Annotated in this window: 7 protein-coding genes and 1 other RNA gene; 3 read left to right on the forward strand and 5 right to left on the reverse strand. The window is 31.5% G+C overall.

The annotated features are described in order from the left end of the window. Positions 1–207: 207 nt before the first annotated feature. Positions 208–1410, reverse strand: a complete 1203-nt coding sequence (locus tag WN975_RS12115; protein WP_337966757.1) for an NAD(P)-dependent oxidoreductase — start codon at positions 1408–1410, stop codon at positions 208–210. A gap of 240 nt (positions 1411–1650) precedes the next feature. On the opposite strand from WN975_RS12115, the gene WN975_RS12120 reads away from it, so the two are divergent. Next, complete coding sequence (locus WN975_RS12120) at positions 1651–2853, forward strand: serine hydrolase domain-containing protein (RefSeq protein ID WP_337968986.1); 1203 nt, start codon at positions 1651–1653, stop codon at positions 2851–2853. 229 nt (positions 2854–3082) lie between these two features. Further along, positions 3083–3478, forward strand: a transfer-messenger RNA (tmRNA) gene (gene ssrA, locus WN975_RS12125). A 161-nt stretch (positions 3479–3639) separates the two neighbouring features. Here the strand turns inward: ssrA and WN975_RS12130 are convergent. The 3 genes from WN975_RS12130 to WN975_RS12140 form a co-directional block, all read right to left on the reverse strand. After that, on the reverse strand, positions 3640–4278 hold the full coding sequence (locus WN975_RS12130; protein ID WP_337966758.1) for a porin family protein: 639 nt from the start codon (positions 4276–4278) through the stop codon (positions 3640–3642). Between the two features lie 72 nt (positions 4279–4350). Continuing rightward, positions 4351–10482 carry a M4 family metallopeptidase gene (locus WN975_RS12135; protein WP_337966759.1) on the reverse strand — a complete coding sequence of 2044 codons (6132 nt, stop codon included), beginning with the start codon at positions 10480–10482 and terminating at the stop codon, positions 4351–4353. A 425-nt stretch (positions 10483–10907) separates the two neighbouring features. Then, positions 10908–12518: a hypothetical protein gene (locus WN975_RS12140; protein WP_337966760.1), complete on the reverse strand. Its 1611-nt coding sequence runs from the start codon at positions 12516–12518 to the stop codon at positions 10908–10910. A 436-nt stretch (positions 12519–12954) separates the two neighbouring features. Between WN975_RS12140 and WN975_RS12145 the strand changes: the two genes are divergently transcribed. Further along, a complete protein-coding gene (locus WN975_RS12145; RefSeq protein WP_337966761.1) occupies positions 12955–13929 on the forward strand; it encodes a hypothetical protein in 975 nt (324 codons plus the stop codon). A gap of 89 nt (positions 13930–14018) precedes the next feature. Here the strand turns inward: WN975_RS12145 and WN975_RS12150 are convergent, their stop codons facing one another. Further along, the gene (locus tag WN975_RS12150) at positions 14019–15065 is read right to left on the reverse strand and encodes a hypothetical protein (protein WP_337966762.1); all 1047 of its coding nucleotides are present in this window, start codon (positions 15063–15065) and stop codon (positions 14019–14021) included. Positions 15066–15110: the final 45 nt, after the last annotated feature.

Here is a 15110-nt window from a genome sequence, read left to right on the forward strand (position 1 = left end):
TGTTAATTATAAATTATTGATTATTAATCATAAAAAAGCCGTGCAATTTTACTTTGCACGGCTTTTTATTTTTATATCTAAATATGCCTTTGGCTTTGCTTTGACAAAAAAAATAATAGTTTATAAACTTTAGTCTATAAAGAAACACAAAGCATCTCTTTACAATTAATCATTAACAATTAACAATCAATAACTAACAATTAAAAATTATTTACCGTCTACGTAATCTTGCAAATAGGCAAATCTTGGTGTTAACTTTCCGTTTTCAGTTATTTTTGCGCGTTTTAGGATTCCGTCTTTATCATTATTAAAGAAAGCAGGAATTACGTGTTCCATAAATTGCTCTCCAAAACCTTCGCTTGCATCTTTCGGAATTTCGCATGGCAAATTATCAACTGCCATTACAACAACAGCTGCAGGGTGAAAAACATCCACTTCTTTATCTTCCAAAGGAAAATAACCATATAAAGGTTCTGCAATTGTCGAAGAACGCAAAGTACAGGCAATTGGACCGTTTACATCGCACGAAATATCAGCTACAACTTTAAGTTTACAATCATTTGCATTAAGCATTTCTTTTGTCAAAATCATTGGAGCTCCACTTGCATAAAAATGACCTGCAAAATAAATATCTGTGACCTTAGTAAATTTTTCGAAATCAGAAACATAAGCTTCAGGATGCGCAATAAAATCATTAAAATCTAAAACCTCGCCATCGATACGCTTATTATATTCTAAAACATCTAATTGCACATAAACAGCTTGTGTGTAATTTTTAGTTAGATAATTCTCAACCGTAATTTCTTTTATTTTAATAGCATCCAGAATTTCTTTAGCTCCGCTCCCAACCTTTCCAGTTCCTGTAATTACGAACTTCAAAGCTGGCATTGTAATGCGCTTCAAATGCTTAATTAAATCGTCTTTACCTGCAAGAGTTTCTGCTTTTGGCAATTTAAATAATTCAAATTTTATTCCAAAAGCACGAATTCCGTTGTAAACACCAACCATTCCAGCATATTTTCCAAAACCAATTAAACGTCGATTTTCTGCATCAACAATAGTTTCATGATCATACAAATCGATATTTTTTTCTAAAATCGCTTGTAGCAATTTTCTATTATAAGGTTGCTTTTTAATGGTATGAGAAAAGAAAAAATAAGCTTTATTTGGAATTAAATTTTCTACAGGAACTTCTTTTACACCAAATAAAACATCACAACCAGAAACATCTTCTGTAACGGTAATGCCCATACTTTTATATTGAAGGTCTGAAAAAATTCTGATATCTGAACTTTCTACCTCAACAACAGCATCATGATACGTTTGTTTAAGTTTTGCCAATTCGCCCGGAGCAAAAACAACTCGACGATCTGGTGGGCTTTTTCTTTCTTTTATGATTCCAAATTTCATTTAAATAGGTTTGAAGTAATTATTAATATAACTTTTTACATCTTATTTGTTTCAAATATAACAATTTTCGTTAAAGTTTTGTTGTCAAAATACAATTTAGAATCTTTAAAAACCGTTAAAAGCTGGTTAACAATCGACTAAATAAAAATCAAGTTAATTTTATGTTAAAAACTTCTTTTTAGCGAACTAAAAATATCAAAACATAAATATTGAATTCGATATATTTGTTTTTCAAGAATGATGCAAATGAATTTCCTTAAGAGAACAAATATAGCACAAATACTTATTCTAATTTTAGTTTTAAGTTCGTGCGGAAAAGATAAAAAAACGAGTGTTGACAAAGCTTCAACAATAGAAGATACTTTACCAAAAATGAAACCTTTAGGTCCTGAAAAACGAATTTCACAAGCCTATATAAATTCAGTAGCCGGAAGAATAAATCACTTTTATAACAAAAACTGGCCAAACAATAGTATGAACGGAAGTTTTTTGGTTGCCAGAAATGGCCAAATTATTTTTGAGCGCTATAATGGTTATGCTAATAAAAATGAAGGAACTAAAATAACTGCCAATACACCTGTTCAAATTGCTTCTGTGAGTAAAGTTCTTACTGCAACAGCGGTTTTAAAACTGGTTAATGCCGGCAAAATTGATTTGGATCAAAAGGTAAATACGATTTTAAAAACATTTCCGTACGAAGATTGTACTGTTAGAATGTTGTTAAGTCACCGAAGCGGAATGCGTAATTATGCTTATTTCACAGATCATGACAAATCGGTTTGGGATAGACATAATCAACTTACCAATCAAGATATTTTAGATATTTTAGCAACAAAAAATATTGGATTAGAGTCAAAAACTGGAACTCGTTTTGGTTATTGCAATACCAATTATGCGATGCTTGCACTTATAATCGAAAAAATTACTGGTTTGAAATATAAAGAAGCAATGTCTCAAATGATTTTTAAACCTTTGGGAATGACAAATACTTATGTTTTTGACGATGATAAAGATCGCAAAACAATTGTTCCTTCATATAAAGGTAATGGCGCAGAAATTGGTTTTGATTATTTGGACAATGTTTATGGAGACAAAAACATTTTCTCTACAGTTAGAGATCTTTTGAAATTTGACAGAGCCAGAAATTCACCTGACTTTTTGAAACCGGCTTTATTAAAAGAAGTTTATACCGGTAACAGTAACGAACGAAAAGGAACTAAAAATTACGGTTTAGGAATTAGAATGATTAATTGGGAAACCGGACAAAATTATTATTTCCACAATGGATGGTGGCACGGAAATACCTCATCTTATATTCCATTGATGAAAGAGCATGTGACCATTATTGCATTATCTAACAAGATGACCAGAAACACTTATGCTGTTCGTAAACTGGCGCCAATTTTTGGTGATTATCCTTTTAATTTTAAAGACGAAGAATAAAACTATAGTCAAAAGTCGAAAGTCAAAAGTCATAAAGCTTTAAAACAGTTACTAATATTTACTTTGTACTTTTTAAAATAAGCCTATTGGCTGAAAATAAAACAAGTAAAAATAAAATAAGTATGTGACTTTAAAAACTTTACAACTTTTGACTTTTGACTTTCTAATTTTTCTGTAAATTTTATTACCACAGTAACTTCAAATAGTATAAATTTGCAAACTCATTTTTGGGGTCGACTGGTTTTGACAGCAAGTCGAATTGAAAAGTAAGCACGTCGAGCATTGAGACCTTGCTCGTAAATATAAGATCTTACAATTTTACACGGCGAAAATAACTACGCTTTAGCTGCATAATCCGAATTATAGTAAGATTAGCCACGTCCCTATAAGATAGGGAAGCTGGATTCTCCTTGAAAGCCTTGGTTTGTGGCGGTCAGTACAGGGGAACCGTAAAAATAGACCTAGATTTCCATGAGCTTCGGGTGGATTTCGAAATTAAGAAGATAAGTGTTGAGTGGTTGTTCCTGACCTAGCTTAACATCGAAAATTCAATCAGGAAATAAACGTGTAGAAAGCTCTTTAGTTGCTTGTTTGGACCCGGGTTCGATTCCCGGCGACTCCACAAAAAAAAGGAAGATATTTAAATATATCTTCCTTTTTTTATTTCTAAAAATATCTAAACAGCTAACTAAAAATGAACTTTAAAACTTATCTGTTTATTTTAATTATCTGTAAAACAAAATAAAACCACTCTGGCATAGAGTGGTTTTAAAAACCTACAAAAAATTAAAAAAAGTAACCAATTGTTATTTGAAAAACTCGGTTTTTCATATCATTATTAATGAAGTGATTTGCATCTCCTTCTTTGAAAGCATTCGAATACGAAATGTTATATCTTGCGTCTGTATAGAATTTATCTTTAAATTGATAACCCAATCCAAAATTTACAGAAGTATCAATACCTGTTGAATAATCTTTCAGATTGAAACTTTCGTGATTTTCATATCCTAAAAAATTATCCTGATATTTATTATTTGCCTTTAAAAGTATTCCTATTTGAGGTCCTGCTTGTATGCTTAATCCTTCGAATACGTAATATTTCAGCATTACAGGAATATTCAGGTAATTCAGGTCTATTGTACTTTTATAATGCGAATTGGTTACGTCTTTATCAGAAAAAGAAGTTTTCGATCCTTGCTGACTGTACAACAATTCCGGTTGAAGCGAAAAGTTTTTCGCCATTGGAATTTCGACCATAAACCCTGCCGTAAATCCTGTTTTGTTTGATGAGTTTAGTTCGCTTTCATCAAAATTAAGGCTTGCCAAATTTAAACCTGCTTTTACACCTAGTTTAACTTTTTGGGTTTGGGCCATAACAGTCACACCAAAAAATAGTGTGCATATAATGAGCATTGATTTTTTCATATGTATATCTAATTTGTTTTAAGAATGGTAACTCCCACAAAGGAGAGTTACCTTTTTCTATTCTGTATTTTGTTATTTTTTAATAACCTTGGCTGTATATTTTTTATCTTTTATAACACATTCTAACACATAAATCCCAGGAGTTATGCCGCTTAGATTTATAGTTGACGGAATATTTGTATAAGTTTTATTCCATACTGCTTTTCCATCCATAGCGTAAATTTTGATTTCTGTAGCTCCTTCAATTTTTTCACCTAAAAAGATGTTTACATTATCAACTGCCGGATTAGGGAATACTCTAAACGCATTTGTAATTTTTCCAAGCAACATACCTTTTGAATCAAATGGCGTCGAAATTCTGTTACAACCGTTATCATTAGTTATTTGAAGACTATAACTTCCTTCCCAAATTGCAATAATCGATTTTTCAGTTGCATTTGGAATAGCTCTATCATTCAAAAACCATTGATACGAAGCTGCATCAACTGAAGCTGTTAGTTTTTTCTCGCCTACAACCTGAATTTCCGGTACAATATTGTTTTCAAGAATTGAAATGGTCGTACTTAAAGTTTTACCAATTCCGTTTTCATTATAAACCGTTACGAAATAATCACCACTTTCTTTTGTAGTATAAGTTGGTTTTGTTGAACCATCAAACCATTCGTAAGATTTGTAGTTTCCAGGATTTAAAACAACTTCAGGACCACAAATAGCTCCACTTTCTAAATCAGATTCAAAAGTGTCAAATGTTGCCGTGATTTTTTCAGTAAGTGTACATCCGTTTCTCAAGACTACAGTTACGATATAATCTCCTGCTTTGTCTATTTCGATACCGTGAGAAACTTCACCTGTACTCCATGTGTATGAAGCAACTCCTAGTTTTTTGGCATTAAAATTAGTTAAGGCATCAATGTATAAAGTTTTACCTGCGTATCCGTGAATTGATGAGTTATCAAATATTTTAAAATCTGATGTTACTTCCTGATAGATATAATTCTTTATCTCATTGTTTTGTTGAATTGGATTATTTTCCAATTTAGCACTAATATTAAAGACATGTGAATCGCCGCTTAAATCAAGTTTAGGTTGTTTTTTGAAAATATACTCGATGCTTTCTCCAACAGGAATTGCTGTTTCAACAGATTCAGAAATAGTTTCAAGCGTGTTTACATATTCTAAATCTAACTGAACTGCATTTGCTGCAATTGCAAGTTGTCCCTGATTGGTTAATTTAACTTTAAAATCAGTTCCGCCACATATATCTTTTGGTGATAAAATTTGCATTGATATGTCATACACAGGCTGATTGATGACTTTTAAATCATCTACTACCATATAAGAATATCCTTGTACCAAAGAATGTCTAAACCTCAACATTACAGATTTTCCTGCATATTTATTTAAATTAGCGGTTCCTTTTTGCCATTCTTTATCCGCATAATTTCCTTGTTTAGTAGCTCTCCATACTTCAGTCCATTCGCCTCCAACGGTTTTCACATCTACAGCAAAAAAATTATTGGTGTTACTATCAATTGCATAATAAAATTCAATAGCAGTCGTAGTTTCGGCTAACTTATTCATAGGAAATATTAATTCTCCATAAGTAAACCCATTTTCAAGCGGATGGTAAAGCATCTTTGCAGCACTATCTCCAGTATGATCTTTGTTTGGAATAAATAAATTCTTATTATCAGGTTTAGTAACTACTTTCCATGCAAAATCTCTATCACTTTGACCTGAAACAAATCCTTTTGTTCCAAACAAAGATCCTTCTGTTACAGTAGAAAAAGTTTCGGCATCAAAATTTGGTGCTTTTGCAATAACTTCAAAAGTTCCTTTAATACTTTCTGCCAATTCTCTTGGTTGTCCGTCTGCAAATAATTTTACGCTAATTTCATAATTTCCTGCTGCTAATTGCGGAATACCATTTATTCTATAAACAAGTCCCTGATATTCTAATATCTCTCCTTTTCTTTCTAAAACAACTGGTTCACCAACGGCAACACCATTTTTGCTAATTTGATATTCGATTTTAACTTTATCAATATTGCCATACGATGCATTCTTTGCTGTTACTAAAAATTCATGTGAAGGCGCATCTTCATAAACCGTTTGGGCTACGCTTAAATTAGACAGCTTCAAATAATCTGCTGTTTCTTTTATCTTAATATTATCTACAGCAAAACCATCGGCAAATAATCCATTATCATCATGTTGAAAAGCAACAACAACGCAAGGTTTTCCTGCATATGCAGTTAAATCTACATGATATTCGATCCAATTGTTAACGTAAGGCACTTTAAATACGCTATTCCAGGTTTGTCCTCCATCTGTACTCACTTTTACATATCCGTCTGAAAGTCTTTTAACATCTCCAAAACCATCAAATGACAAGTGCGCTTCTTTATAATTAGTCAAATCAAATACTGGAGAAATCAACATATCGTTTGATGCATCACAATTACATTGGTCATCATTACTTGCCATAAACTGTGTATGCTCTGTCAGGAAAAATCCTGGAGAACTTAATTCCTTAATTGTTCCATGTCTCCACCCTGAACTATTTTTATTTTCAGAAGTTCTCCAGCCTTTATATTTACTCGCATCTTCAAAATCCATTGTATACGGAAGTACCGATACTTTTAGATCTTCATTGTTCCAATTATCATATTTTAATGTGAACGAATTATCGTCTGGTCTGATATCTTTAGTCACATCATCAGGAAAAACAGAAACCGTAATGGTATTCTCTCCAATGTTTTTTAGATTAATATCCGGAATAGAATATGTTATAGTATCTCTAGATTTTGCAAATGCTAATGTTACTTTATCTGTTTTTGAAAAAACTTCATTATTTGCATTGTCCAGGATTTTTACTGTCACATTAACTTGCTCAGAAGTTGTTGCAAAATTATTAATGATCTTAGTCGTTATTTTTGCCTTAGTATTATCAATAACACAACTACCTGCATCTACTTTTGCTTCAGTAAGAACTAAATCATAAGGCGCATTATCTACGTGAATATTATCCAGAAATGCTCCTAAAAATCCATCGGCATAATCATCTGTAACGACACGGAAACGGATAGCTACTTTTTTACCTGCAAGGTCATTTAAACGTACTCCAAAAGGTTTTTTCTTGAAATCATTATTAATTCCGGTAAACCAAGGTCCTTTTAAAGTTCCTTCATCATCAAAATGCAAAATAGAAGGATAATCGATACCTGTAACTTTTTTCCAGTTTTGGTTATCTTCAGAATATTCAACAACTAATCCGTCATATCCGTTATGAAACAATGAAATAATATCAAACTCAAGATAAGGGAAAGCAACATTGGTAAAATCGAATACTGGTGATTCTAATGTAAAATCAGCGTTTAAAGCCATTCTATCAGTAGTACCAAGTTGTGTAGTCGCCCATAAATATTTAGAATTGGTATCTCTAAAGGTATAAGCAGATGGCTGCCATATAAATTTTTGATTTGTAGCCAAAGACTCTGAATGCCAACCTCCTGGCGTTCCTTCAAAACTTTGATTGTAAGGGAATTGATTTACAACACCGCTGTAAACAGCATTTATAGTACTATTATTAGTGGTTACAAGATCCTCACTATAAGTTACAAAAGCCTCATATGTATGTAATCCTGTTGCAGATAAATCAATAGTAGTTCCAAAAGGAATTGTTATTTCTGATTTGCCTTTTAAAGCCGTATCCAGTGTAATATCTTTCCATATTGTTTGATTTTCGGAAGCTTTATCCTGATATCCAATTTTCAATTGAGATCCCGCTGGTATATCCTGACAACCCAAATTAGAGATCGTAACCGCTAACGAATGGCTTGCTGATAATGTCGCACCTGAATACGCAGGAAAATTTAATCCTACAACTTTAAGATCAAAATCTTGTGCCACAGGAGGATTCACAAAGTTGGTCACAAAGGAAATTCCGTCTTTTCCACCAAACGCTTCAATAGGTTTAAAATCAAATTTAACTTCGACATAATTTAAAATAGTTGGACTTACAACATAAGGAATGTCGTCCTGAACCTTTAAAATCGTTTCTTCACCTACCGCTAAATCTTTAGGTAAATTAATAGTGCCATCGTTAGTATAAATACTATTTAATCTACCACCAAAACCCGGTGTCATTAATCGCAATTTATAATTTAAAGTACTTGCTTTAATTACAGTAGTTCCCGTGTTTTTAATGGTAACATAAAAAGGCTCATCTCCTTTTAAAGAAGCACAAGTTATAACAGGTTTTTCAACCGAAACAATTGCCATTTGTTTATCCAAATAAGGCGCTCCAACACCAATAGCATACCAGGCATTTGTTACTTGTTTGTACTCCTCAGAACCTAATCCGTATAGATCTTCTGTCGCCATTAGAGTTGCCTGACGCATATCGCTAAAGTTTGAAGAAGGCGATAAATACTCTGTAAGCGTTATGTAGGCTATTTTCTCAGCTTTAGCAAGACCAATAGCTTTAATATCGTAACTATTTTTAAGATCATTGATACCTTGTCCACCTTCATTTAAAAGATAAAACCAGTAATTTGTGATTCCGCTATTAAAGTGTACACCTCCATTGTCGTAAGTAGTCGCTAGTGGATTCACCCAGTTTACTCCTCCGTAAGTGTCAGGCTGACCTTGAGCTTTCGGGTTAGACATGCTTCTCATACTGCCGTGTGTATACAATTCGTTACCCAGCATCCAAATGTCTTCTTTTTTGTCTTTTCCAACATAAAATTCAACAGATATACCAAAGATATCACTGAAAGATTCATTCATTGCTCCAGATTCTCCGCGGTAGATTAACCCAGCAGAAAATTGTGTTACAGCGTGTGTTAACTCGTGTGCCGTAATTCCTAAACCAACATAAGGCGTATCGTAACCATCTCCAAATTGTGCCCATCCACCAGTCCATGAAGCATTTTCGACATTATTCCCTAAATGCGCAAGACCAATAATTTGCATTCCTTTGTTATCGACACTATTTCGGTTAAATTTTTCCTCATAATAGTCGATTGTTCTTTGCATACCCCAATGAATATCCAAGGCAACCTCATCATTATTCTTGTTATGCAATTCATTCCAAATATTATCTTCATCGATAAATTCTGTAATCACCTCATCAGCAGCCTGATTAGCGTGATTCATATTCCAGGTATAAATTGGCACATTGTATTTTCCTTGCAAAGCTTCCAATCTGAATCCATCAGCATATTGCTTCGTATTGAATTCTACTTCTCCGGAATAACGTGCTTTACCCTTACCTATACTTTGACCTGTAAAGCTTGAATCTCTACTTAAATTGATAGTCAAAATTACTTTTCCTGTATTTGCATCGACATAAATCGTCTGGCTTGATTGCGGATTAGTTGCATAGATATCAAATTTCCAAGCCAAGTAATAATCCTTTAATTCCGCTGCAAAATTAGGTCCAACATAAACCAATTCGCCTTGCGGTTTTGTACTTATATTTTTATTAAGCGCAGCGCCTAATTTTTTACTTTCCCAAATATATTGCTTCGCATTTACCGTTTTTAGTGCATTTTCCAGAGCTGTAGCTGCATTTATTTTATAGTTGCTGCTTGCAGTTAATTTCTTTGCTGTAGAACCAAATGCATCTATCTTGGTTTTATTTTCTCTAACCTTATAAATCGCTCCTTCCACCGGCACAGAATTATGCAATTGCTGATAAGTTGCTACGGTTCTGCCATTATTATCAGAGATTGATTTTAATTGCATTTTATCAGTTGCAGCTAAATCAAATTCTCCTTTTTTAACTTCAAAAATATTTTTTGCCGTCAAAGCGGAAGATTTTGCAAAAGATCTCACTTTTGTACTAACCGAATCTTGTGCGGTAGTTTTCGCAGTTGTACTCGTTACTTTCTGTGAAAATAAATTTTGGCTTTGTTGTGATTGTTTCAGCACTGCTTTACTTTCTGCTTCAGAAAGTTCTTTGCCCGTTCTCTTTTCTTCTTTTTGGGTTAAAAGACCATAAGGATCATTACTGAAATTTGGATCATTGGTTTTATTATAAACTTGATCTTTTGTTTGCTTTGCGACTGGTTCTTCAAGTTCCGTTTTCGCATTACCCGTTTTTTTGTTTGGCAAAGGTGACTGCGCCATTCCCACGGAACAGACAAAGAAACCCAGTAAAACAAACAAATACTTGGTTTTAAAGTAAATTTGATTCATTGTTCTAAATTTAAAAATTAATATATAGTGTGCTTAGTTAATAGCAATACACTTCGTTGATTCATAGCTAAACCAGAAAAATGTTTTCTAAAAATCAATTCGGTTTTTGATCTTTAGGATCTTCCTTTGTTATTTTCTCCAGTATTTTTAACAGGGTTTCCCTTTTTGTTTTCGTTTCTTCTAAAAGTTGCTCTAAACTTTTAGGAGGAACATCTTTTTTCTTCCGATTCATTATAATTTATTTACGCTCGACCAGATAACTAATCGATGTCGTAAATGTAGAATGGACGTTTTTGTTTTCGAAAAAAAGGACTATAGCAAAAACACTCTCAGGCAGAAAAGCTCCACCCAAAAAGCACTCAAAAAAAAATAAACCAAACTAAATCAGATCATTAGTTTGGTTTATTACTTTACAATTAATTAACTTAAATTGTGTTTAGATATGTAGAGAGGTTTACTTTTTCATTTGTCAAATCGAACTTTTTGCGGAGTCTTGTTCGTGCATTTTCGATGGCTTTAAATGATTGTCCTGTAATTTGGGAAATTTCTTTTGTAGTTAAATCCAAATATAAAAGGGCACATAATCTTCGGTCTTTTGGAGTAAGAGAAGGATAATCTTCTGATAATTTGTCGAAAAAAGATTGATGAACCTGCTCAAAACTTATTTCAAATTCTTGCCAGATATCAGTATTCAAATTCTTTTCTAAACGCTTTAAAACTATATCAATAGCTTGCTGCATTTCTTTATTAACAGTTTTTAGTTTTATACTTTTAAGATCCGTCAAAATTTCATTAATAGTATCTGTACGATGTATTTCGGCCATTGCCTTTCCTATCAAAACCTTATTTTTAGCATCAAGATTTTGGTTTAAAGCCTGCATTTTGGTTTTTAATTTCTCTTTTTCAAGCTGACTTTTAATATTCTTGTTTCGGAATTTTATCAGGAAAATAATTAAAATCAATATTCCAACGATCAATATTAATCCAATTACATAATATTTAAATCGCTTCTTTTCTTCGTTAATTGTTTTTATCTGAGCGCGTACTTTATAATCCTGCTCTAATTTTATTTTTTCCAGGTTTATTGCCTTTTCTTCGACATGAATACTGTCATTTATTGTATTGTATTTCTGGAAATAATAGACTGCATTTTTATAATCTTCTTTACTTATGTAAACTTCATAAAGCATTTTATTGAGGTTTAAACCCGAAAGACTATATTCATTTTCTTTAGATAATTCCAAAGCTTTTTTTGCATTGAAAATTACGGCATCATAATTTTTCTCTTTTAACTTATAATTCGAATAAGATTCATAAACAAAAGCTTGTATTAAACGATCAACGGGATCTTTTGCCAAAGAAAATGCCTGATCAAAATAATAATCTGCATTTTTATTGTCATTTTTTAAAACATAAGCCCGAGCTAAATTGGTAGCAACATAGACTTTTAAAACATCATCTTTTATAGTCTTATTTATTAAATAAGCTTTGTGAAAGTAATACAAAGACGAATCTACATTTACGCTTAAATATGTAGTTCCTATATTATTTAAAACTTTTACAATCTTAACCGGATCATTTTTTAATTTTTGATAGCGATATACTTTTAAGAAATATTTTAGCGCTTTATCTTTATCTTTCCCTTGTCCGTAAATAATTGCAAGATTGTTTTCGAGTTTAGAAGCTTCCTCAAGATTCCCTGTATTTTTGTAAATATCATAGGCTTTTAGATAATATTGCAAAGCAACATCTAATACTTCTTTTGAAGAATACATTTTTCCTGCTGTAATATAAATATTCGCCAAAGTATCTTCTGAAACCTGTGAATTTTTGGCTTCGGTTTCGGCTAATTCTATGTATTTTATGGCTCTGTCCCAATCCGTTTTTTTCAATCGTAATGCAATTGTACGGCACAGTTCAGCTTTTTTCTGATGATCGTTAATGCTATTTAAATTATCAATCAGTTCTTTTGTCGACTGGGAAGAAACGCTAAAAGAAAAAAGAAAAAACAGTAAGAAAGATAATCGTGTCATCATATTTAAAAATTCAATAAAGAATTTCAAATTTAAAGAAAACAAATAAGATTAGTCTGTTAAAATGTTTGATAAAGTCTTTAAAAGTCTTACTATTTTTAAACTAAATATATTTTTAAAATCTGCAGTAATACAATTAAGTTTAATTATTGAAATCCAAGCATTTATTTGAAATTTTATAGATTCTAAACTGCTTTTTTAAATCTTTTTCGCCAATTAATATTTGTATTTTTTCTTTTTCGATTTAGCATTCAGACTTAAGCAAAAGAATATTTTTAACCTCGTAAAATTCCTATAATATAAAAATAAAGTTTTTAATCTTATACGAAAAATACCATTATTTTTATTTAATCTTAAAAAAGAAAGAATTTAATTTGTGAGAAAATTAATCAGATTAAACAACCTTTTAACATTACCATTAATTAAAAATTGAATTTTTATGAGAAAATTACTTCTTATTGCGTTAGCTCTGAACTTCGTAGCTTGTTCTACAGACAACAATGAATCTGCTTCTACGGCTTCGGCTCAAGTTTCAAAAAGCGTATTTAACGCGAATCCAACTCCAGAAGATTACAAACTTTCAAAAGACCCTAATTATGTTCGAGATGAAAAAGCTATAGCTGAATTAAAAAAAGGTTCTGCTACAGGAAAAACTGCAGCAGTTTGGGTTAATACCTATGTTCCGGATCCTAATTTTAGAATTGCATTAATCAATGCTGGTGCAGGACAGGAAGATGCCGTAGCTGGTGATAATTACATCAATATTGATAAATCACGTGTAGGATTATATGTAGCTGGGGCAAATATTACTGATGCAACTGGTATACAAGCTTTTACTTCGCTACAACAGTTACTTATAAACGGAAACCAATTGACTTCTTTAAACGTTTCTGCAATTACTACTTTAAGCTGGTTAGAATGTCAAAACAATCAATTAACGACTTTGAACCTTTCATCAAATGTTAATCTTACTCAAATTTGGTGTCATAGTAACTTACTTACAAGTTTAACAATTCCTTCTAATGTTGCTGGTCTTTGGGGACTTTGGTGTTATGGAAATCAATTGACTACTTTAAATCTTAATGGAAACACAAAGCTTACAAGTTTATTTATTCAGTCTAATCAGTTGACTTCATTGAATTTATCTCCATTAACTCTTTTAGAAAAAACAAACGTTTCGTCAAACAAATGGGCAACTTTAAATTTTGATTCAAATTCTAAATTAACTGCTCTTTGGTGTTTTGGTAATACATTATTGACTGATTTAAGTATCAAAAACAACAATAACTTTGCAATAACTCTTCAGGATTTTACTCAAAACACAAAACGTCCTAAAATACATGTTGATGCTAGTTTTCTACCTCAGGCAAATACTTTATGGCCAGCTAGTGGAGGATCTATTTATCAATTGTAAATATTTTTTAAAATTGGTTTTATAAAAAAAGGAATAGCTTTTATTAGCTATTCCTTTTTTCTTTAAATAAGTACGTTATATTTAATTTATCAAGGTTTATTTATTGATAAATATCCGCTAAAAGCGATACCTTCTTTACTTCCACCTTCTTCATTATAGTATCTAACATTTATTAAATTTCCTTTTTTTCCATCGATATAAATATAATCTCCAGAATTTTCGGTGACCTCAACTCGTTCTCCTTTAGGAATTTTTACAATAAGAAAATCTTTCTTTCCAAAGCAATCACTAGTTTGTGAATTGTCGTATAATTCTAATCCGTTAGGCGCGGTCACATACCTTTCCTCTTCCAAATGAGGATTTGTAACTTGTATTCCTTCAATTTCTTTTAGATCTATATATTTATAACTTTTTTTAATTGAAATCCTGGCAAAATATTTAACTGTATTACCTACTTTTTCAACTTTGATGTCTCTTAAATAATCAAATGGAATACTCGAAGAAATTATTTTATAATTATTACTATTATCTATATCATAAACCTTAATGGAGTCTTGCATTGCATATATTTTGTAATCATTATTCTTTATATTATACAATGATTTAGGCATCTTTTCTAAAGGAAAATCTATTTTACTTAAAGCAACATCAAGAGATAAAAGATCATAAGTATATCCTTTGGATGGATTTTCGCTGCTTTTAAAATAATCCTGAATCTTTTTTCCATCAAAAGAACCATAACTTATAGTGTATGTTTTTCTATAAAACTCATAGCGTTCTTCATATACTCTGGGATAATCAGAAACCGTATTAACTTTTAAAGTATCAGTAATGTAAACTGTAGCATCTAAAAAGTTCTCTTTATTAATATGATATCCATTTCTGTCGTATCCTGAAGGAGTATCTCCAAAACTTTCATTAAACGTTTTAATTTCAACTCTATTTAAATGATCTCCATCATAAAACAGATTTAGAGTATCTGTTTTGTATTTTAAAACTGAGCTTTCCTTTTTAGAATATGGACTAAAATATTCTCCTCTTTCTTGTTCTTTAGTAGCTATCTTTTTTGTTGTATGTACTTCTTTTTTTTGACAACAGATAAAGAGAACTGGTATTAGCAGAAATATTTTTTTCATAGTTTTTTATACAAAAATATTATGTTTAGTCAGGTTTTTAGAACC

The sequence above is a fragment of the uncultured Flavobacterium sp. genome, assembly GCF_951805225.1.
Lineage (GTDB): Bacteria > Bacteroidota > Bacteroidia > Flavobacteriales > Flavobacteriaceae > Flavobacterium.